General features: G+C 55.3%; 17 protein-coding genes and 1 other RNA gene. 7 read left to right on the top strand and 11 right to left on the bottom strand.

Annotation, left to right across the window (positions count from 1 at the left end):
- Positions 1–58: 58 nt before the first annotated feature.
- The 3 genes from DBR37_RS06745 to ubiD form a co-directional block, all read right to left on the bottom strand.
- Positions 59–1,198, bottom strand: coding sequence for an efflux RND transporter periplasmic adaptor subunit (locus tag DBR37_RS06745; protein ID WP_124573693.1), 1,140 nt, complete (start codon positions 1,196–1,198; stop codon positions 59–61).
- Positions 1,199–1,521: 323 nt separating this feature from the next.
- Positions 1,522–1,620: signal recognition particle sRNA small type (gene ffs, locus DBR37_RS06740), an RNA gene on the bottom strand.
- A gap of 178 nt (positions 1,621–1,798) precedes the next feature.
- On the bottom strand, positions 1,799–3,283 hold the full coding sequence (gene ubiD / locus DBR37_RS06735; RefSeq protein ID WP_124573692.1) for a 4-hydroxy-3-polyprenylbenzoate decarboxylase: 1,485 nt from the start codon (positions 3,281–3,283) through the stop codon (positions 1,799–1,801).
- Between the two features lie 484 nt (positions 3,284–3,767).
- On the opposite strand from ubiD, the gene DBR37_RS06730 reads away from it, so the two are divergent.
- Positions 3,768–4,703, top strand: coding sequence for a transglycosylase SLT domain-containing protein (locus DBR37_RS06730; protein ID WP_124573691.1), 936 nt, complete (start codon positions 3,768–3,770; stop codon positions 4,701–4,703).
- A gap of 68 nt (positions 4,704–4,771) precedes the next feature.
- On the opposite strand, the gene DBR37_RS06725 is transcribed toward DBR37_RS06730, so the two are convergent.
- From DBR37_RS06725 to DBR37_RS06705, 5 genes are all read right to left on the bottom strand, one after another.
- Positions 4,772–5,989: a pyridoxal phosphate-dependent aminotransferase gene (locus DBR37_RS06725; RefSeq protein WP_124573690.1), complete on the bottom strand. Its 1,218-nt coding sequence runs from the start codon at positions 5,987–5,989 to the stop codon at positions 4,772–4,774.
- Positions 5,990–6,093: 104 nt separating this feature from the next.
- Positions 6,094–6,564: a transcription antitermination factor NusB gene (gene nusB, locus DBR37_RS06720; RefSeq protein WP_124573689.1), complete on the bottom strand. Its 471-nt coding sequence runs from the start codon at positions 6,562–6,564 to the stop codon at positions 6,094–6,096.
- Positions 6,565–6,668: 104 nt separating this feature from the next.
- The gene (ribH, locus tag DBR37_RS06715) at positions 6,669–7,157 is read right to left on the bottom strand and encodes a 6,7-dimethyl-8-ribityllumazine synthase (RefSeq protein WP_124573688.1); all 489 of its coding nucleotides are present in this window, start codon (positions 7,155–7,157) and stop codon (positions 6,669–6,671) included.
- Positions 7,158–7,273: 116 nt separating this feature from the next.
- On the bottom strand, positions 7,274–8,386 hold the full coding sequence (gene ribBA, locus DBR37_RS06710) for a bifunctional 3,4-dihydroxy-2-butanone-4-phosphate synthase/GTP cyclohydrolase II (RefSeq protein ID WP_124573687.1): 1,113 nt from the start codon (positions 8,384–8,386) through the stop codon (positions 7,274–7,276).
- A 146-nt stretch (positions 8,387–8,532) separates the two neighbouring features.
- Entirely contained in the window at positions 8,533–9,447 is a 915-nt protein-coding gene (locus tag DBR37_RS06705) for a LysR substrate-binding domain-containing protein (RefSeq protein WP_124573686.1), read from the bottom strand.
- Between the two features lie 104 nt (positions 9,448–9,551).
- Here DBR37_RS06705 and DBR37_RS06700 point away from each other — a divergent pair, with 104 nt between their 5' ends.
- The 3 genes from DBR37_RS06700 to leuD are packed head-to-tail and all read left to right on the top strand — an operon-like array spanning position 9,552 to position 12,487.
- Complete coding sequence (locus DBR37_RS06700) at positions 9,552–10,448, top strand: alpha/beta fold hydrolase (RefSeq protein WP_124573685.1); 897 nt, start codon at positions 9,552–9,554, stop codon at positions 10,446–10,448.
- Positions 10,449–10,470: 22 nt separating this feature from the next.
- Positions 10,471–11,877, top strand: a complete 1,407-nt coding sequence (gene leuC, locus DBR37_RS06695) for a 3-isopropylmalate dehydratase large subunit (protein WP_124573684.1) — start codon at positions 10,471–10,473, stop codon at positions 11,875–11,877.
- Complete coding sequence (gene leuD / locus DBR37_RS06690) at positions 11,870–12,487, top strand: 3-isopropylmalate dehydratase small subunit (protein ID WP_124573683.1); 618 nt, start codon at positions 11,870–11,872, stop codon at positions 12,485–12,487. Before leuC ends, leuD begins: the two co-directional genes overlap by 8 nt.
- 16 nt (positions 12,488–12,503) lie before the next feature.
- Here leuD and DBR37_RS06685 read toward each other — a convergent pair whose 3' ends face one another.
- Both DBR37_RS06685 and DBR37_RS06680 read right to left on the bottom strand, forming a co-directional pair.
- Positions 12,504–13,358, bottom strand: a complete 855-nt coding sequence (locus tag DBR37_RS06685) for a phosphate/phosphite/phosphonate ABC transporter substrate-binding protein (RefSeq protein ID WP_233588298.1) — start codon at positions 13,356–13,358, stop codon at positions 12,504–12,506.
- 58 nt (positions 13,359–13,416) lie between these two features.
- Positions 13,417–15,771: a putative bifunctional diguanylate cyclase/phosphodiesterase gene (locus tag DBR37_RS06680; RefSeq protein WP_370454233.1), complete on the bottom strand. Its 2,355-nt coding sequence runs from the start codon at positions 15,769–15,771 to the stop codon at positions 13,417–13,419.
- Positions 15,772–16,294: 523 nt separating this feature from the next.
- Here DBR37_RS06680 and DBR37_RS06675 point away from each other — a divergent pair.
- Positions 16,295–16,726 (top strand): YXWGXW repeat-containing protein, encoded by a 432-nt coding sequence (locus tag DBR37_RS06675; RefSeq protein WP_124573681.1) that lies wholly within the window; start codon positions 16,295–16,297, stop codon positions 16,724–16,726.
- A 69-nt stretch (positions 16,727–16,795) separates the two neighbouring features.
- On the opposite strand, the gene DBR37_RS06670 is transcribed toward DBR37_RS06675, so the two are convergent.
- Positions 16,796–17,311, bottom strand: coding sequence for a fimbrial assembly protein (locus DBR37_RS06670; RefSeq protein WP_158610233.1), 516 nt, complete (start codon positions 17,309–17,311; stop codon positions 16,796–16,798).
- 468 nt (positions 17,312–17,779) lie between these two features.
- On the opposite strand from DBR37_RS06670, the gene selD reads away from it, so the two are divergent.
- Together selD and leuA are read left to right on the top strand one after the other, a co-directional pair.
- Entirely contained in the window at positions 17,780–18,826 is a 1,047-nt protein-coding gene (selD, locus tag DBR37_RS06665; RefSeq protein WP_124573679.1) for a selenide, water dikinase SelD, read from the top strand.
- A 476-nt stretch (positions 18,827–19,302) separates the two neighbouring features.
- Complete coding sequence (gene leuA / locus DBR37_RS06660) at positions 19,303–20,961, top strand: 2-isopropylmalate synthase (protein WP_124573678.1); 1,659 nt, start codon at positions 19,303–19,305, stop codon at positions 20,959–20,961.
- Positions 20,962–21,035 lie beyond the last annotated feature (74 nt).

The raw sequence follows: 21,035 nt of genomic DNA, 5'->3' as shown, positions 1-21,035 counted from the left end.
AAGTAAACCTGATCACACGAAATATGATCAGGCCAAATATCAACTATCAACCATCAAATCAGGTCGGTGCCACAGGAGCCGCAGCGGCTTCATTCTTTTTTACTTCGCGGATTTTGGTGCCGGGCCGGAGGTTCTTGGTCCCCTCCACCACCACGCGGCTACCCGCTTTCACGCCCGACACGGCGGCCTGGCCATCTTCAATCGCCAGCACTTCTATCTTTTGTTCCTGCACGGTGTCATCCGGCTGCACCACGTAGAGCAATTTATCGACCGGTCCGGTCACTACCGCTTGCGCCGGTACCAGCACTGCATCCGGCACTTCACGTGACACCAGGCTCACATTCACATACGCGCCCGGCCACAGCTTTTGCCCGGCATTATCGAATTGCGCCTTCATGCGTATGGTGCCGCTTTGGGTATCGGCCAGGTTATCGATGAAAGTGAGCTTGCCGGTCAGCACTTCCTGTCCCGGCAATTGCGCATGCACCGGCGCGTTGCCTTGCGGGTAAGTCGCGCGGATATTGCGCAGCTCGCGTTCCGGCAAGGTAAAGCTGATCATGATCGGATCGATCTGCACGATAGTCACCATCACGGTGCCGGTCGGTTGCGCCAGGCTGCCAGGATGGACATTGATGACGCCGATGCGACCGGAAATACCAGCCGTAATTTTATTGTCACTCAGCGCCACGGCACTGGACTGGATCGCCGCCTGGTTGGCCTTCACCGTATTACGCAAGGCTTCTACCTTGTTGCGTGCGGTATCGACCACCGCTTGCGAGACGAAGTTTTTCGACAGCAAATCCTGATTCCGCTTCAAGACCTGCTCGGCGTCAGCCAGGTCAGCCTGCCCTGCTGCCAGTTGCGCCGATGCCTTGGCGACATTCGACTGGTCGCTACGCTCATCCAGCGTAAACAAAAGTTGTCCGGCCTTGACGAACTGTCCTTCCTTGATGTGGATGGTACGAACAATGTTTTGTACCTTCGGACGCACATCGACGGTGCTGACAGCTGTCACATAACCGTTGGCAGTCACAGTGATGGGGATGGTCTTTTGCGTGGCGATGACGGTTTTCACCGATTGCGTGCCGTCGCCGCCGGATTTGCTGCGTTCTGCCTTGCCCCCCAGCCCCAGATAGGCGGCTCCCGCTACGACCGCGACACCCACGCCTATCCACACGTATTTTTTGCTTGCTTGCATAGAGACTGCTTATCCTGAGCTGCCGTTGCGGCGCATTAGAGAGTTAGTAGTAGAGCCGTACCGGAAAATTGCATCCGCAAGTTTAACCTTAGCAAACATCACTTCGTTAGCGATACCTGACAAAAATGGGGTGCAAACCCGGCACAAGGACACAAACATACGTGGTCTGCATGACTAAGGCAAATGAACAATTGTGGATTAATTATCTCGGGCACGACGAAGTGCGGCAGAAGCGCAGTACGAAGTGAGAGGAATGGCAGTACCGGGAGGGTAATACTGAACTACGAGGATAATTACAGGTATCTATATATAGACATCTGTAAAGAGGCGAGCCTTGTCTACGGCACTTGCAGGAAATGGCTGTGGCTGCTTCGTTCCCGACCTGACCAGGTTGGCCATGCCACAATGCGCAGGGGCCCGCCGACACGAATTTTAACAGCAAAGGCGCAGTCTGTGCTCTGCGTATGCATGGATTTCTAAATTTTCCAGTAGAGAATGATGCAACATCAAACCCAATACACAAAAAATAGTGGTGCTTCTATATATAGATATATAGAAGCACCACTTTTCTTGCATCAGCAACTGCGGTGACCGTAGCTATTAAATACCCAACTCCTGCCAGATCTGGTCGACGCGCTGCTTCACCTCGTCGGTCATGGTGATGGTACGCCCCCACTCGCGATTGGTTTCACCCGGCCATTTATTGGTCGCATCTATCCCCATCTTGCTGCCCAGGCCGCTGACCGGGGACGCAAAGTCCAGGTAATCGATAGGCGTGCTATCAACCAGCGTCGTATCACGGATCGGATCAACGCGCGTGGTAATCGCCCAGATCACTTCTTTCCAGTCGCGGATATTGACGTCCTCATCCACCACCACGATGAACTTGGTATACATAAACTGGCGCAGGAAACTCCAGACGCCAAACATGACGCGCTTGGCATGCCCCGGGTAAGCCTTCTTCATCTGCACTACCGCCATCCGGTAGCTGCAACCTTCCGGCGGCAGGTAAAAGTCCAGGATCTCGGAAAATTGCTTTTGCAGCAATGGAATGAAGACTTCATTCAGCGCCACGCCCAGTACCGCCGGCTCATCCGGCGGCTTGCCTGTATATGTAGAGTGATAAATCGGATCGCGCCGCATCGTAATGCGGTCTATCGTGAAGACCGGGAAAGAGTCCTGCTCATTATAGTAACCAGTGTGGTCACCATACGGACCTTCCAGCGCATGCTCATAACCGGAAGGATGCGACTCGTCCGGGTAGATATGCCCTTCCAGCACGATCTCGGCCGAAGCCGGTACCCGCAACTCGCTGCCAAGCGCCTTCACCAGCTCGGTACGGCTGCCGCGCAAGAGGCCGGCGAACTGGTATTCGGACAAACTATCCGGCACCGGCGTCACCGCACCTAATATAGTAGCGGGGTCAGCACCAAGTGCGACCGCGACCGGATACGGCTGACCGCGGTTAACGATGCTGTGCTCACGGAAGTCGAGCGCACCGCCGCGATGCGGCAGCCAGCGCATGATGACCTTGTTACGACCGATCACCTGCTGGCGATAAATCCCCAGGTTCTGACGTTTCTTGTGCGGGCCTTTGGTAATCACCAGGCCCCAGGTAATAAGAGGTGCGATATCGCCGGGCCAGCAATGCTGGATAGGCAGACGCGCGAGATCGACGTCATTGCCCTCCCACACGATGTCCTGGCAAGGGGCGCCACGCAGTTCCTTCGGCGCCATATCCCAGATCGACTTCACGAGCGAACCGAGGCCCATGATGTCCTTGAAACCCTTCGGTGGTTCCGGCTCCTTCAGCATGGCCAGCACGTGGCCAATTTTGCGTAATTCACTCACATCCGTGGCACCCATGCCGAGTGCGACGCGATGCGGTGTACCGAAAAGATTACCGAGCACGGGAATCTTTTGACCAGTCGGTTGCTCGAACAGCAGTGCCGGACCAGCAGCCCGCAAAGTGCGGTCGCAGATCTCCGTCATCTCTAAATAAGGCGAAACCGGCACGTTTATACGCTTAAGTTCGCCCATTTGTTGCAATTGAGAAATGAAGTCGCGTAAATCAGAATATTTCATATTTTTTTCGCCGTTTTGTACTTTGGACTTGATTATTCAATTAAAACGCCCAAGTACCTGATTCCTTTGGCTTTTACCGGGTCTAGGCTAAAAACGTTAGATTCAAAAGTTATAGAATATTGATTTTATAGTGTTGACTTGATATAAACCGCCTCCTACAATTCGCGCAACTTGAAGAGCAGGCCCCGTATTTGAACACCAAACCGGGCAGAAAAGAAACTCTCTTCATTTCACGGGATCGGGGTCCCACATGACATTTTAGGAGTGTTTTCAAAAGGCGCTTAGCCTTCTCCCCGAAAAAGTTGTTTGCCAAGGGCACCGCTGCAGAATGCGCGACCCTATAAGTAATCAACTCCGACGTTTGCCGTACGCCAAGCGACTGCAAACGATTTCTCTGATTCACGGCATGTGCAGGGTTCTACGAAATAATTTATTTGTTTTGTGGTGGAGCCCTTTACTTGCCGCGTCAATCCTGGAGTTTTTAATGTTAAATCGAATTACCTCGGCGATGCGTAAAGCCGCCAAGCAGTCTGCACGACAGGTAATTGCGCATTCAACCGCAATGCGCACTACCAATAACAAAGTCGTCGCAACCGCACGCCACGCCATCATGGCGCTGGGTCTGACAGCAATCGCAACCCTGGCCCTGATGTTCTTCAAGCCGGAAGTCGCAGAAAAAATCCAGGCCATCTCGCCGTTCTCGGACGCCGTAGCGGCCACACCATCAGATGACGACCTGTCGCCTATCGCTAACCTGATGGACGATCCTGCTTCGCTTACAGCCTCGGCTGCCATCGAAGATACACCGGTAGCCAGCGCCAATCCGGCCATGCTGGGCACCGACGTACAACAGCAACGCGTCACCCAATGGATCTCCAAGCGTTACCGCGTGGCGAACGACGCCACCAATATGCTGGTCTCGGCCGCCTACCTGACCGCCAAGGAAATCAACCTTGATCCGTTGCTGATCCTGGCTGTGATGGCGATTGAATCGCGCTTTAACCCGTTTGCCGAAAGCCCGGTAGGCGCGCAAGGCCTGATGCAAGTCATGTCTAAAGTGCATCACGACAAGTTTGCTGAAATGGGTGGCACACAAGCAGCGCTGAACCCGGTTGCCAACATCCGCGTCGGTTCGCTGATCCTGAAAGAGTACGTGTCGCGTGGCGGCTCGGTAGAAGCCGGTCTGAAACGCTATGTAGGCGCTGCAGGTATGGAAAGCGACGCCGGTTACGGTGCCAAGGTCCTGGGCGAGTATGACCGCCTGAAAGCAGTTGCCAGCGGCAAACGTGTTTCCGCATTTGCAACTATGGCCAGCCGCGCAGCACCAAAAGCGCAGCCAGTCGTGATCCAGGAAAAATCGGCAGCACTGGAAGACAAGAACTCGCAGAAACTGAATGGCGATAAATTCACTTCGCTGTAATAGTGGATGCCACAAGAAAAAGGAGCCTCAGGCTCCTTTTTTTACGTCTGCACTTTCATCGCATCGACTCAGGATTGCACATGCTGCTCACGGAAGGCCTTTAACCGCGCCACTGCTTCCTGCAGGTTTTCCATCGAAGTCGCGTAGGACACACGCACATACTGATGCGCAGTAGACGGACCAAAGTCCAGCCCCGGCACGATCACCACACCCGCCTTATTCAATATATCCACCGTCAGTTGATCCGCATCGTCAGACCAGGCGCTGCAATCGGCATACACATAGAAAGCACCATCCGGCATGACCGGCACTTTGAAGCCCAGCCCTTCCAGCGCCGGTACTATATAGTCGCGCCGCCGCTGAAACTCAGCTTTGCGCGCTTCATATATAGCCAATGCTTCCGGCTGGAAGCAAGCCAGACCTGCATGCTGCGCCAGGCTGGATGCGCAAATGAACAGGTTTTGCGCTAGCTTTTCGATAGGCGGCACCAGTTCCGGCGGCACCACCAGCCAGCCCAGACGCCAGCCCGTCATATTGAAGTACTTGGAAAAACTATTGATGACGATGACATCGCTGCCCAGCGACAAGGCAGTGAACGGCTCGGCGTCATAGCGCAAACCGTTATAGATTTCATCGACGATGGTGAAGCCCTGCTTGCTGCGCACAGTCTCGACTATCTTGCGCAACTCGCCCGCCTCTATCGAGGTACCGGTCGGATTCGATGGCGACGCCAGCAATACGCCACGCGTCTGTTCACACCAGTTTTGCTCGACCATCTCCGCCGACAACTGGAAGCGATGCTCAGGACCACTGGCAATCATTTTGGCCTGACCGTCAAAAGCCGCGACAAAGTGGCGATTACACGGATAGGACGGGTCCGACATCAGGACTTGCGCATCCTTTTCCACCAACGCAGCGCAAGCCAGCAACAAGGCCGCCGAGGCACCCGCCGTCACGATGATGCGCGAGGCATCGACTTCGACACCATAGACAGTCTGATAATGCGCCGCGATCGCCGTCCGCAATTCGGGCAAGCCCGTAGCCGACGTGTATTGCAACTTGCCGTCCGCCATCGCCCGCGTCGCCGCGTCTATGACCGGCTGCGCCGCCGTGAAGTCCGGCTCGCCTATGCCCATGTGGATGATATGACGCCCTTGCCGCTCCAGCTCGGCCGCCATCTTCGCCAGCTCCATGACATGGAAAGGCGCGATGTTTTGCAGGCGGGAGGCAAGTTGTGTGAGATGCGAAGACAAAGCGGATTCCTCAATGAAAACCGCCACCGGCATCCGTTACAGCCTGAAGTGAGGCAAACGGAGCAGGTGGCGACCGAATTTACTGACGATATTACTAACTATATTACTGACTATATAAATACAGCGGAACTGCGCGATCAGCCTTTGCGTCCGGCGTTGATTTCCACTTCACGCGCGCTGATAGCAAACTTGTCCAGCACGCCATTCACATATTTATGGCCATCTATGCCACCAAAGGATTTGGTCAGTTCAACCGCTTCGTTGATGACTACCTTGTACGGAATTTCGATGTGGTTTTTCAATTCAAACGCACCGATCAGCAAAGCAGCGTGCTCGACTGGCGACAGCGCCGAAATTTCACGGTCTATCAATGGCGCCAGGCCGGCGCGCAATTCGCCGACTTGCTTGACGGTGCCGTACAGCAGCGCGTCGAAGTGCTCGGCGTCAGCCTTGTCGAAGCCATGGGCCTGGCGGATGTGCGTTTCAATCACGCGTACATCTTCATTATTCAGCAGCCATTGATACAGGCCTTGCAAGGCAAATTCACGGGCGCGATGACGCGGCGTACGGTTTTTGCTCGGATTAGCGTGGTCGGTTTTTTGGGTCATGGCTCACAAACAGCACGCCTGCATATATATAGAAGCCAGGCGCGCATAAAAGGTTAACAAATACCTGCGCCGCATGCCTGCGGCGCAATTCTCAGGATGCTGGATTACTGCTGGTCGTCGGCCGCGTCGGCCAGGTCTTCCAGCGCGATCGTCAGGTTCGCCATTTCAACAGCGACGCGCGCAGCGTCCGCGCCTTTTTCTTCCATCCGCGCTTCAGCCTGCTCGTCGGTATCGGTGGTCAGTACCGCATTTGCGATCGGCAAACCGAAGTCGAGACCAACGCGGGTGATGCCGGCGCCGGATTCATTCGAGACCAGCTCAAAGTGATAAGTCTCGCCACGGATCACTGCACCGATGGCGATCAGCGCATCGAACTGCAGGGTTTCAGCCATCTTGCGCAAGGCCAGCGGGATTTCCAGCGCGCCCGGCACCGTGACATGCAAGACATCTTCGTCTTCGACACCCAGGTGTTTCAACTCAGCCAGGCAGGATGCCAGCAAACCGTGGCACACATCCTGGTTGAAACGTGCCTGCACGATACCGATGCGCAAACCCTGTCCTGCCAAATTCATTTCGTAGCTGCCTACTGTCATGGTGTTCCCCTTCATGCGCGACGCGCGTTTAATTCAACTAATTCTTTTCGACTTTACTACCAGCACCAACAAGTGATTGAAATGATTGTTCAATTCAATAAAATTTGAACGAATGCTCAATCGCTGGTGCGTGCCTGATAACCGGTTACTTCCAGATCAAAGCCAGCCATCGAAGGCATCTTGCGCTGGTTGGCCAGCAACTTCATCTTGCCTACCGACAGGTCCTTCAGGATTTGTGCGCCTATACCGTAGGTACGCAAATCCATATGGGCCGCACGTTGTTGCGGACGACTTTCCGGATTATTCAATGCCTCGAACTGGGCAAAAAACTCATCGGCCGATTCTTCGCAATTCAGCAAGACCATTACGCCGCGCTCCGATTGCTTGATCGCAGCCATCGCCGACGCCAGGTTCCACGAGTGGGTAGTCGCCTTGGTTTCCAGCCAGTCCAGCACCGACACCGGCTGATGCACACGCACCAGGGTTTCCTTGTCTGCCGAGATATCGCCATGCACCAGCGCCAGATGCGCGCCGCCGCTAGGCTTGTCACGGTAGACGATAGTCTTGAAGCTGCCGTACACGGTTTCCATCGTACGCTCACCGACGCGGTCAACGATGGTTTCATGCTGGCTACGGTAGTGGATCAGGTCGGCGATGGTGCCGATTTTTAAACCATGTTCTTTAGCGAATTCGATCAAATCCGGCAGACGCGCCATGGTGCCGTCGTCTTTCATGATTTCGCAAATCACCGCTGCCGGGGTCAGACCCGCCAGTTCGGCGAAGTCACAACCCGCTTCGGTATGACCAGCGCGCATCAGCACCCCACCCTTTTGCGCTTTCAGCGGGAAGATGTGGCCAGGCTGCACGATGTCGGATGGCTTGGCATTTTTGGCAACAGCGACCTGGATGGTCTTGGCGCGATCCGCTGCCGAGATCCCGGTGGTCACACCTTCGGCCGCCTCGATAGAAACGGTGAAGTTGGTGCCGTACGAAGTCCCGTTACGGGTCGTCATCATGGTCAGCGCCAGCTGGTCGCAGCGCTCTTCGGTCAGCGTCAGGCAAACCAGGCCGCGGCCGAATTTGGCCATGAAATTAATCGCTTCCGGGGTCACGAACTCGGCGGCCAATACCAGGTCGCCCTCGTTTTCACGGTCTTCTTCGTCGACCAGAATCACCATGCGACCGGCACGCAATTCGGTAACGATTTCTTGGGTAGTTGAAATGGACATAGATAATCTCGGAGTAGGCCGCTATTTTAAAGGATTTGCGCCCTTCCAGACCGCCAATTGACGGATCAATTACAGATCCGGCAAGCAAACGGTCAGGCGCGGGCTGATTTGACTCATGCAGCAGGTGTTGCGTGAAACACAATCCCCTACCAGGGATCACCCGACTCCGACAGGTGCGACGCAAAGCGCGCACTCATGAAATCAACGAAAGCCGTCACCTTGGCAGACAGATTCAGTCGCTCCGGGTACACCGCATAGATATCCGAGGGCGGCAGGCTCCAGTCCGCCAGCACCTCGACCAGCCGCCCCGAACGCAGGTAGGCCGCGACATCCCATTGCGAACGCATCAGGATGCCATGCCCGGCCAGCGCCCAGGCCAGCGTGGCTTCGCCATCATTGCTGCTGAGTGCGCCACGCACCTTGATACTTTCCTGCCGCTTGCCACGGCGCAAATGCCAGCTACCATAAGCAGCATCATTCTCGCGCAACACAATGCATTGCTGTTTCTGCAAGTCACGCGGCACCGCAGGCTGGCCGTGACGCTTGATATATGCCGGGGCCGCACACAACAAACGACGATTGGAAGCGATCTTGCGCGCAATGATGCGGGCGTCCGGCATCTCGCCTATCCGTATGCCGACGTCGTAAGCCTGGTCTATCAGGTTTACAGGCCGGTCGGACAGCTGCAGCTGCACCTCTATTTCCGGATATTTTGCGATGAAGTCGGATACCGCCGGGACGATGTGTTTGCGCCCGAAACCAAAGCTGGCGTTGATGCGCAGCAAGCCTTTGGGCACCGCGCGGCTGCGACTGACGGTACGCTCCAGTTCCTCGATCTCGGACAGGATACGCGCACCTTCGGCCAGGTAAATCTCGCCCTCGTGCGTCACGCTCATGGTGCGCGTGGTGCGATTGAGCAGGCGCACGCCCAGCCGCTGCTCCAGGTTGGCCAGCCGCTTGGTCACCGCTGGCGGCGTCACGCCCAGTTCGCGTGCGACCGCAGCCAGGCTGCCCTGCTTTACCAGGACAGAGAAAAACGCCAGATCCGAGAGCTCATTCATTATTAAATTAAAAGAAATAATAGACTGAATAAAGATGAATTATATGCCGCTTTAACAGCTATACAATCCTCTGCACGATAAGCCGCCGCCGTCAGGAGTCAACTATGTTAGAAGGGTTTCCAGGATTTGCTGGATTTGAAAGACAGACCGCAGAAGTCAACGGCGTCAGGATCGCCTATATCAAGGGCGGTAGCGGCCCGGCCCTGCTCCTGCTGCACGGCCACCCGCAAACCCATGTGATCTGGCACAAGGTTGCCCAGACCCTGGCACAGCACTACACCGTCATCGCCAGCGACCTGCGCGGCTATGGCGACAGCGACAAACCGCAAGGCTTGCCCGACCACAGCAATTACTCAAAACGGGTGATGGGCGAAGACCAGATCGCATTGATGGCGCATCTGGGCTTCAATCAATTCCTGCTGATGGGGCATGATCGCGGTGGCCGCGTCGCCTATCGCATGGCACTTGATCATCCGGCAGTCATACGCAAACTGGTAGTACTCGACGTCGCCCCTACCCTCGCCATGTATGAAAAAGCGAATCGCGCCTTTGCCACCGCTTACTACCACTGGTTCTTCCTGACACGCCCTGCGCCATTTCCGGAAACGCTGGTCAACTCGCATCCGGACGTCTATCTGCAACACACCATCGCCGGACGCAGCGCCGGGATGAAGCCATTTACACCAGAAGCCTATGCCGAATACCTGCGCTGTTTGCGCGATCCGGCCACCATCCACGGCATTTGCGAAGACTATCGCGCCAGCGCCGGTATAGACCTCGAACACGAACGGGCCGACCTCGCCGCCGGCAACAAAATCCAGGCACCGATGCTGACCTTGTGGGGCAAGCATGGCGTGATTGAGCAATGCTTCCAGCCGCTGGAAGAATGGCAGCACCTCGCTGCCAACGTACACGGCCACGCGCTCGACTGCGGCCACTACATCCCGGAAGACGAGCCGCAACTTTTGCTCGATGAAGTGCTGCCCTTCCTCTCCAACTAAGCACCAACCAAGAACACGCACCATGTCTACACGCACGCTATATCAAAAACTGGTGGACTCGCACACGGTCAGTCGCCTCGATGCACAGCACGTGCTGCTGTATGTCGATCTGCACATCATGAATGAGTACACCAGCCCGCAAGCCTTCGCCGGTTTAAAGGCGCAAGGACGCACAGTACTGCGGCCGCGCCAGCAACTGGCCGTGGTCTCGCACATCATCCCGACCCATCCGGTGCAAGTCGGACAGCGCGTCATCTTCGATCCGCCGTCGGCACTGCAGGCGAGCAATCTGAAAAAGAATTGCCGCGAGTACGGCATCAAACTGCTCGACACCAACGATGCCGAGCAAGGCATAGAACACATCATCGCGCCGGAACACGGCTGGGTACGCCCGGGCATGGTGGTGCTGTGCGGCGACAGCCACACCACGACTTACGGCGCACTCGGTGCACTCGGTTTCGGCATCGGCACCTCTGAAGTCGAGCACATACTCGCAACGCAAACCCTGGTCTATCGACTCGCCGATAACATGCGTATACGCGTGGATGGCGCATTACCTGTCGGTACATCGGTCAAGGATTTGGTCTTGCTCATCATCAGCCGCATCGGCGCCCAGGGTGCACGCGGCTATGCCGTTGAATTTTGCGGCAGCACGATAGAGACGCTGTCGGCAGAAGCACGCATGACCTTATGCAATATGGCAGTCGAAGCCGGTGCGCGTGCGGCGTTGATACGTCCCGATGCAATCACCTTTGCTTACATCCGACAACATGCAGTCGACCTTGATGAAACTGCGTTCGCGCAGGCGCAGCAAGACTGGCTGACACTGTACTCAGACCAGGATGCACAGTTTGAAGCCAACCATCATTTCAACGCCGCTGAAGTTTCACCCTACGTAACCTGGGGTACCAGCCCGGATCAGGCGATACCTATCGACGGCCACATACCGGACACCGCACACAACGACAACAAGGCTTTGCACTACATGGGCTTGTCCGCCGGCGCATCCCTGCTCGGCATGCCGATAGAACGCGTCTTCATCGGTTCCTGCACCAATGGCCGCATCGAAGACTTGCGCAGCGCCGCCAGCATCATCGCTGGCCGACATGTCGCCAAGGGCGTACGTGCGATGGTGGTGCCGGGTTCCGGCACGGTGCGCCGCCAGGCGGAACAGGAAGGCCTGGCCGATATTTTTATTCAAGCTGGTTTTGAATGGCGCCAGCCAGGCTGCTCGATGTGCCTCGCGATGAATGACGACGTGCTGACACCAGGTGAGCGCTGCGCATCAACCACCAATCGCAATTTCGAAGGACGCCAGGGACGTGAAGGCAGGACCCATCTGATGAGTCCCGCGATGGCAGCAGCAGCGGCGATACGCGGCTGCATCTCGGATGTACGTGAACTGGATAAGGAGCTGGCTCATGTCTGACGCCACATTGCTGCAAGGAGTCGCCGCACCATTGTTGCTGGCCAACCTCGACACCGATCAAATCATGCCCAAGCAATTCCTGCGCATCATCGACAAGGCAGGCCTGGCACCAGGTGTTTTATACGATTTGCGCTTTCATCCGGATGGCAGTCCGCGCCCGGACTTCATCCTGAACCAACCCGCCTTCAGCGGCAGCAAATTTCTGCTCGGCGGTGCTAACTTCGGCTGTGGCTCCAGCCGTGAACATGCAGTCTGGGGCTTACAGCAACTCGGTATAGAAGCCATCATTGCGCCCAGCTTCGGCGAAATTTTCTTTGGCAATGCATTGAATAATCGTTTGCTGCTGATCGCACTCGAAGAAGAAAAAATCGCAGTATTGCTGGCAGATATGGATGACGGCAATCATCAACTGACGATAAACCTGGATGCGATGACAATCAGCAGCGCACAACACAGCTTTCCATTTACGCTGGGAGCGCGGCATCGACAAATGATCGTTGAAGGACTGGACATGATAGGTGCGACCATGCAGCTCTTGCCTGAGATCGAACGCTTTGAGGCCAGCCACAACGCGCGCACTCCATGGAGCAAAGTATTACCTGCGGCCTAGCAGAATTCAGGGCAACTCAAGGCAAGTCCCGCACGATTTGATAATCCTTATCGCTGACCGGGACAAAGCGCGTCACGTTCAGTTTGCGCATCAGATTTTCATTGGCATTGCCGCCGCTGTCGAGAAAGACGCCGATGATTTTTTTCCTGATATCGGCGCACAAGCCGCTGCGCAAGACAAAGGGATTGCGCGGGATCGCTGCCGAGCGCCATAAGGTCAGGAAATCATCCGCCTTGGTACGCATATTTTCACCCGGCATATTCAAGGTGGAGCTGGAAATGAACGCCGCATCTATCTTGTCTTTCTTCAGATTGGCGATCGACTGGTCATGCGCCCCGCTATACACCACCTGCCCGAAATATTTTTCCAGCGGCATACGGATTTCACGCGCAAACACATGGCGCGGTATCAGTGCACCCGAGGTACTGTCCGGATCCACCAGCGCCACTTTCTTGCCACGCAGCGCAGTGATGGTCTGATAAGGCCCTCCCTTACGCACGATCAGGATCGAATGATAGAAAGTGTCCTCTTCCCTTTGCCCTGGCGCGCGGCGCGATACCGTCGCAAAAGCGCTAATGCCGGGGTCCTGCTTCTTCGCTGATACATAGGCTGCAGGACCGAGGCGCGCCAGATCCACTGCGCCAGATATCAAATCCTCGATCACTGCGCCATACGAAGTCGGCATCACCACTTCAACCGGTATTCCGAGCGCAGCCTGCAAGTCGGCAAACAAGGGTTTCAGCGACTCGACATCCTTTTGCAAATCGCTCTGCGGCACCAGCGAGAAATGCAGGCGTGCCGGGCGTTCGCATTCCGCAGCCTGCACAGACGTCAGCGACAGCAAGAAACACAGCAAAAGAACCCGGGGCAAAAGAGTCCGGGGCAACAGCAACCGAACAATACGAAACAGGGTACGCATAATTTCTCCTCTATGTCGGCGAGAATCTGCCGCGGCGCAGTACGTCCACAATGTCCGCAGCAGGTACGGGTCGCTTGAAATAAAAGCCCTGCACCTGATCGCAGCCGGCCGTCTTCAGGTGCACCAGTTGTTCCTTGCTCTCGACCCCCTCAGCCACCACCTGCAAGCCGAGGTTATGCGCCAGGGAAATAGTGGATGCGACGATCACCGCATCGCTATTGTCATTCCGAATATCGCGAATAAAGGAACGATCTATCTTGATCGCATAAATCGGTAACTGCTTCAGATTCTTCAACCCCGAGAAACCGGTACCGTAATCATCCAGCGCAATGCGCAGACCATAAGCACGCAATTGTTCCAGTACCTTGTTCGCTGTCTCGAAGTCTTCGATAAAACAGCCTTCGGTAATTTCTATTTCCAGCAAGCCCGGTTCTATCTGGTAACGCGCCAGCGTATCCATCACGGTCTCCAGCAAGGCGCTATCCTTCAATTGCTTGGGCGAGACATTGATGGCGACCGGCACCAGCGGCAAACCGGCAGCGCGCCAGGCTACGATTTGCCGGCAGGCGGCATCGATCACCCACCGTCCAAGCAATACGATCAAATCATTTTCTTCAGCCAGCGCGATGAAATCATTCGGGAAAATCAAACCGTGTTCGGGATGCTGCCAGCGCACCAGTGCTTCCAGCCCGACCAGGCCAAATTCCTGCAATTCGACGCGTGGCTGGTAATGCAGGCAAAACTCATCATCGCGGATCGCCCGCTTGAAGCGGGTCAGCAACTCAACATCGCGCGCCGACGATGCATTCAGCGAACTGTCAAAGAAGCGATATGTCCCCGCCCCGGCCGCCTTGGCGTTATACATTGCGGCATCAGCATGGGTGAGCAGGGTCTCCACGTTCTGTCCATCACGCGGATAAAGGGCGATGCCTATGCTGGGACTGATCTCGATATCGTGCCCATCAAGGTCAGCGAAAGGCGCACGCACCACATCCACCAGTTTGGCGGCAACCTTGGCGATATCGTTCTCCGATGTCATTTCCGAAATCAGCATGACGAACTCATCGCCACCCAGCCGCGCCAGCAAATCGTACTCACGCAATGATTCGCGCAAACGCCGCGCCACGTCCTGCAGCAAAAGATCGCCCACCGCATGACCCAGCGTATCGTTGATCAGCTTGAACTTATCCAGATCGAGGAAAAACATGCCGTACAACTTGCGGCTGCGCCGCGCACGCGCCAGTTCGGCAGCGGCCAGTTCGTAAAACAACATGCGATTGGGAATGCCGGTCAGGTAATCATGCGACGCTTGCAGCAGTGCCCGCCCTTTCTCCTGCTCCAGTTGTCCGATCAGACTGCGCTTTTCCTGTTCCGACGCCGCCAGCACGTTATACAGACGGCGCTGGCGGTAAGCGATCACCAGCAAACCCAGCATCAGTAAAACCACGACGACCGAGACCAGGACGGCGCGTTGCAAATAATCGCGATGGCGCGCAGTCAGGCGTGCCATCACATAGCTTTGGTCACGTGTCACAACGACCGTAAACGGATAATTTGCCAGCATGCGATACACGGCGATCTCTTGTTCAGTCGCGCCCGGACGCGGCGCCTCGATCACGCCTTCCTCTTCCCGGTGCGACAGAAAGGAGCTATAAAGTGCCCCCTTATAATCGATGCCTGCCGACAAACCGGCGCCGTTCAACTCCGCCAGCTGATAAGCATCACGGGTCAGGATCTCGATCCGACCTCCGTCGCCGAGATGTATATCTTTATACAAACGCAGGAAATAGCCGAGATCAATCACGGCCGCCAGGAATCCACGCTGACCGCCAGCAGTCGTGAACGGAATCACCAGCGGTACGCGCCAGGCAGAACTATCGGTAATCGACGGTCGCCCTACCATCAGCTGGGTCTCATTCCCGCTCGACCAGGCTTGCTGCTGCGCCACATGTACCAGTTGCATGAGTTCAGGCTCTGATTGCCGGTTGGCAGATGACTGCAGCAAATTACCCAGCCCGTCAAAGATCGCTATGCGCAAGTATGCAGGATCACCACTCAGCAAGGGCCTGAGCTGCAGCTCGGAAAAGCGCTCTTCTTCCATCATCGAACGCCCCATGCGGGCGTAATGACTGGCTCTGTCCAGTACTTCAGTCAGATTGGTTGCGACGATGGATGCGATATTCTGTCCGTCTGAAATCGAGCTTTCCAGTACCAGCTCTTTCTCATGTGCCATACGTGACAAAGTACCCCACCAGATAATCGTCAGCATCGCAAACGCCAGCAAAAAGGTTACCGGAACCAGACCTTTTTCACCGAGGATCAGATTATTGCCGTGCTTTTTCAGGGAGTTGAGTACGGATTGCAAGGTGACGGGTACTTGGATAAATACTACGTGGACGGTGCATAAATAACGCTGTGGCGCAGAGTTACCATCAGGCAATGTTAGTGAGCAAACATGTCAACTTAATGACAATTGCCCAAAGTCTTGCGTCTGATGCGGCTTAAGCACCACAACCGGCGAGCCGCGCGATTCTATGCTGTATCAGGATTAGCGTCCACTTGTGTGATGACCGAGAGGCATTCATGCCGCTTTAGAACAGGCGAGAAAAAAATTAGCTGATAGTGACACATGTCATCGTACTGTCATTTTCGCTCTGTACAGTACGCCCTGTTCGCCACACTCCACTATAGGTTTGGGTGAACGCAACACCAGCCTGCCTCCTCACCGATGCGGGCTTTTTTTATGCTTGCGCGGCGGATACTCCGGCACTGGCGCTGCTTATAAGCAACCGCATAAGCCGTAACAATTGTAAGCAGATGAATACTTTGCTGAAATATTTCCGGCAAACGCTATATTGAAGCCATCACCACTTTCCGCTCATAAAATCATGAAACGTTTACTTTTAGCCCTGGCTGCAGTTGCCATTACGAGCAGCGCCGTTGTGCCTATGCAAGCAATGGCGCAAGTCAGCGTCAATGTGAATATCGGCACCGCCCCGCCCCCGCTACGATATGAACGCATGCCGCCGCCGCGCAACGGATATGTATGGGCGCCCGGCTACTGGAACTGGAATGGCTACCAGCATGTATGGGCACAAGGTCACTGGGTACGCGCACGTCCCGGTTACGTCTACCACCGTCCGGAATGGCGTCAGGATCATGGCCGCTGGTACCTGCACAATGAGAGATGGCAGCAAAGCAAATATGACCGTCCGCGTCATAAAGACAAGCACCATGACAAGCACTACAGGGACAAACACTACGGAAACGATCACGGCTATCACTGCCCGCCTGGACAAGCGAAAAAAGGTAACTGCTAATCCCGAGAGCTAAAGCCCGAATACAGCGCAGCACGCCCGCGAGCTACTCTCAGGCGTGCTGTGTGCATCTCAAGGTGCGTTGTTACGCGGCTCAAACAATACGATCAAATCCCCACGGTAGTAACCGTTGATGTCCGCACCGCCTGGTGTACGCACAGGCGGTTTCGCGCTGACCTTCAACTGATAGATCTGATCATAGCCATCGGCCTCCGCCCTGGTTTGCTTCATGGCCATGGACTGCGAGGTCAGTTCTCGCTCCACGTTGTTTTGCAGTACAGAGACCCTCGCATCCGTCATCTCGTAACCACCATTCACCATTCTCAGCGGCTGCACCAGCAGCATATTGAAATCAGCCTGATTGCTCCAGATGCGGATCGGAAAAGTATTTGAGAAGCTCGTTTGCTTGCGATCAGTCGGAAGTAAGGCTTCCTCACCATACCAGCTCGCGCCGTCCGGTTTGGAAATATGAATAGTGTCGCTGATATGCGCAGTCAGTTTGATGGTCTTAACTATCGGCTGTGCGTGGACAGGGCTGTAAAAAAACACACCCATACCTAATGCGAACAAAATTGAATTGAGTTTCAAAACTACCTCCTTCAAATTTCCATCCACATTTCCGCGCGAGAATATGGATGAAGCGCCCTTATCGGCATCTGCATGAAGAACAACGCATGAAATAACTCCAGCAACCTGCCGTACAGATCTCAGACAATAATGGCCGGGACTGCTGATCGCGGACGTCGCGCGCATTTTTCATCACAGCTAAACATGCTGCTCACATGGTTTTACGTCCGTGCCTTGTTTTCAAGCTCGTCCCTCTATTAACGACCGTCAGCATGCGTTTCTGAGGGGCGCTCTGTTAAAGATTGTTTCTTTCTGGCGCAAATGTGTTAAACATTGTGTCCCTGAATCATTGCACAACGTCGCTCATTGCAAGCAACACTCATAGTCGCCAACGCTTTTACAATGCAGGCGATTATCATTATCTGTACCTTGCAAAAAAAGAATGTCAGGTGGCGTGCAAAGCCACAACAAAATGAATAAAGAGATTAAATGGATACGACTATCAAACTCACTTCGTTTTCCCACGGCGGCGGTTGCGGCTGCAAGATCGCACCCGGCGTGCTGGCCGATATCCTCAAGAACTCGAGTGGCTTCCCGGTTCCCAGGGAACTCATGGTCGGGATAGAAACGTCTGATGATGCTGCCGTCTACAAACTGAATGACGAACAGGCACTGATAGCGACGACCGATTTCTTCATGCCTATCGTCGATGATCCTTATGACTTCGGCCGCATCGCCGCGACCAATGCCATCTCCGATGTGTATGCGATGGGCGGCACACCTATTATGGCGCTGGCACTGGTCGGCATGCCCATCCATCAACTGCCACTGGAAACCATAGGTCAAATCATCAAGGGCGGTGAGTCCATCTGTGCCGAAGCAGGTATCCCGATTGCCGGTGGTCACACCATCGATTCGGTTGAACCTATCTATGGACTGGTGGTACTCGGCCTGGTCCATCCGTCTAAAGTCAAACGCAATGCCGACGCCAGGGCTGGCGATAAACTGATACTCGGCAAACCGCTGGGCGTCGGTATACTTTCCGCGGCATTGAAGAAAAATGTACTGGATGACGATGGTTATGCAGCGATGATCGCCAACACAACCAAACTCAATAAACCTGGTATGGCTTTATCGAAACTGGATGGCGTGCATGCACTGACCGATGTGACCGGCTTCGGCTTGCTCGGTCATTTACTGGAACTGGCGCGTGGCGCAAAACTGACGGCGACGCTAGAGTTGCAGGCGATTCCTTTACTGCCCGGCGTGTTGCAACTGGCTGAACAGGGTTGCATTACGGGCGCTTCGGGCCGCAACTGGGACGCGTATGGCCACGATGTAAGCCTCGCAACGGGTATCAGTGCAGTACAGCAGGCCCTGCTAAGCGACCCGCAAACTTCAGGCGGCTTGCTGGTAGCCTGCGATCCGGCTGCAGTAGATGAGGTATTAGCAATATTCCAACGCGAAGGCTTTGCCCATGCCACCGTCATAGGCGAGATGTCAGCTGGCGCCGCCAGAGTCGAAGTACAGGCCTGAGCCGGCTCGCGGCACGAGACCTACAGCATTATCAAATTTGCAACCAAGCACCATTCTATGCCCCTTTCAGCCCATATCGGGCTTGACAGTCCGCCCCTGCATCACCTAAAGTTAGCGCTATGTTTTCTGCACACCACATTCCTTCCGCATCCAAGCACATCGCTGGCATCTCGCTATCGACGCTGCTATCGCTACTACTAGCTTAGTAGCGTGCCCCTGTGTTGCCCGCAACACACCAGTAATACCGTCGCAGTAAATACAGCAGTACAACCGAGTTATCCGTAACCATCATGCCTATCAAGCCGATTTCAGCAGTGCGCATCAATGGCGATTTGTTCGCCGGGATGAGCTTCGCGCGTTCATTGGCTTTGCTATTGCTACCGATCGGTTACCTGACCTAGCGCACGTGGCAGTCAGGTAGCCCATCGCCACCCCTGACGCTTACCCCGATTGAACGAAGAATTTAAGGACTTATCATGATGTTGACTAACCCGGCTGCGAAATACCGCGCCTTCCCTCCCGTGCAACTCAAGGACCGCACCTGGCCGAATCGCGTGATCAGCACACCGCCGATCTGGATGAGCACCGATTTGCGTGATGGTAACCAGGCTTTGATCGAACCGATGAACCATGAAAAGAAGTTACGCTTCTTTGACATGCTCCTGAAAATCGGCCTGAAAGAAATTGAAGTCGCCTTCCCTTCCGCTTCGCAAACCGATTTCGACTTCGTACGCAAGCTGATCGACGAAAAACGTATTCCGGACGACGTCACCATCGAAGTCCTGACGCAGGCGCGCGAAGACCTGATCCGCCGCACCGTGGATTCCGTCATCGGCTCGCGTCGCGCCATCGTGCATATGTATAACGCTACGGCACCGGCCTTCCGCCGCATCGTCTTCAATATGTCGAAAGAAGAAGTCAAGGCACTCGCAGTCGCCGGTACCAAGCTGATCCGCGAATTGACCGATGCGCATCCGGAAACGGAATGGGTATTCCAGTATTCGCCGGAAACCTTCAGCATGACTGAACTCGATTTCGCCAAGGAAGTCTGCGACGCGGTATCCGAAGCATGGCAACCGACGCCTGAACGCAAGATGATCATCAACTTGCCTGGCACAGTCGAAGCCAGCACCCCGAACGTCTACGCCGACCAGGTTGAATGGATGCATCGCAACCTGGCACGCCGCGACGCCATCATCCTCAGCGTGCACCCGCACAATGATCGCGGCTGCGCAGTCGCCGCTGCAGAATTGGCCGTGATGGCCGGTGCCGATCGTATCGAAGGCTGCCTGTTCGGCAACGGCGAACGCACTGGCAACGTGGATCTCGTCACGCTCGCGCTGAACCTCTATTCGCAGGGCATCAATCCTGGCCTCGACTTCTCCGACATTGATGAAATCCGTCAATGCGTCGAAGAATGCAACCAGATCCCGGTGCACCCGCGTCATCCGTACGTCGGCGACCTGGTCTATACCGCGTTCTCCGGCTCGCACCAGGACGCAATCAAAAAAGGTTTCGCCAAACAAAAACCGGATGAAATCTGGGAAGTACCCTACATGCCGGTTGATCCGGCCGACCTCGGCCGCAGCTACGACGCCGTGATTCGCGTCAACAGCCAGTCCGGCAAAGGCGGCATGACTTACCTGCTCGAACAGGAATACGGTCTGGTCTTGCCACGTCGGCTGCAAATCGAATTCAGCCGCGCCGTACAACGGATTACCGACGAAACCGGTGGCGAAGTCGCAGCCAATGACATCCACACCATCTTCAACAGCGAATATCTGAACGCGGTCACGCCTTACCACTACCGCAATCACCACATCGACGACTCGAGAGACGGCGAAGTGCAAATCAAGGTTGAGCTGGAAAAAGATGGCAAGCCAGTTTCCATGCAAGGCAGTGGCAATGGTCCTATCGACGCCTTCATCAATGCGCTCGGTCTGAACATCAAATTGATGGACTTCCATGAGCACGCAATTGGCGCCGGTGCCAGCGCGAATGCCGCCAGCTATGTGGAACTGCGCGTCAACAACGGCGTCACCCGCTTCGGCGTCGGCATCGATGGCAACATCGTCACGGCATCGTTCCGTGCCGTACTGAGCGCCGTCAACCGTGACATCGCCCTGGCCAGCTAAGTAGCGATGCCAGCAAACAAAAAGCCGCTGTCCGTCAGCGGCTTTTTTACGTCTGTAAATTGACACCTTGCCTG

It is taken from the genome of Herminiimonas sp. KBW02 (assembly GCF_003852535.1).
In the GTDB taxonomy this organism is placed as follows: Bacteria; Pseudomonadota; Gammaproteobacteria; order Burkholderiales; family Burkholderiaceae_D; genus Oxalicibacterium.
This window is presented reverse-complemented; position numbering and strand designations above follow the sequence as displayed.

Excerpts from the sequence above, each read along its gene's own strand:
- leuC (WP_124573684.1), top strand. The coding sequence starts at position 10,471 with ATGTCTACACGCACGCTATATCAAAAACTGGTGGACTCGCACACGGTC.
- ubiD (WP_124573692.1), bottom strand. The coding sequence starts at position 3,283 with ATGAAATATTCTGATTTACGCGACTTCATTTCTCAATTGCAACAAATG.
- DBR37_RS06675 (WP_124573681.1), top strand. The coding sequence starts at position 16,295 with ATGAAACGTTTACTTTTAGCCCTGGCTGCAGTTGCCATTACGAGCAGC.
- selD (WP_124573679.1), top strand. The coding sequence starts at position 17,780 with ATGGATACGACTATCAAACTCACTTCGTTTTCCCACGGCGGCGGTTGC.
- DBR37_RS06730 (WP_124573691.1), top strand. The coding sequence starts at position 3,768 with ATGTTAAATCGAATTACCTCGGCGATGCGTAAAGCCGCCAAGCAGTCT.
- leuD (WP_124573683.1), top strand. The coding sequence starts at position 11,870 with ATGTCTGACGCCACATTGCTGCAAGGAGTCGCCGCACCATTGTTGCTG.
- nusB (WP_124573689.1), bottom strand. The coding sequence starts at position 6,564 with ATGACCCAAAAAACCGACCACGCTAATCCGAGCAAAAACCGTACGCCG.
- ribBA (WP_124573687.1), bottom strand. The coding sequence starts at position 8,386 with ATGTCCATTTCAACTACCCAAGAAATCGTTACCGAATTGCGTGCCGGT.
- ribH (WP_124573688.1), bottom strand. The coding sequence starts at position 7,157 with ATGACAGTAGGCAGCTACGAAATGAATTTGGCAGGACAGGGTTTGCGC.
- DBR37_RS06725 (WP_124573690.1), bottom strand. The coding sequence starts at position 5,989 with ATGCCGGTGGCGGTTTTCATTGAGGAATCCGCTTTGTCTTCGCATCTC.
- DBR37_RS06700 (WP_124573685.1), top strand. The coding sequence starts at position 9,552 with ATGTTAGAAGGGTTTCCAGGATTTGCTGGATTTGAAAGACAGACCGCA.
- DBR37_RS06745 (WP_124573693.1), bottom strand. The coding sequence starts at position 1,198 with ATGCAAGCAAGCAAAAAATACGTGTGGATAGGCGTGGGTGTCGCGGTC.
- leuA (WP_124573678.1), top strand. The coding sequence starts at position 19,303 with ATGATGTTGACTAACCCGGCTGCGAAATACCGCGCCTTCCCTCCCGTG.
- DBR37_RS06705 (WP_124573686.1), bottom strand. The coding sequence starts at position 9,447 with ATGAATGAGCTCTCGGATCTGGCGTTTTTCTCTGTCCTGGTAAAGCAG.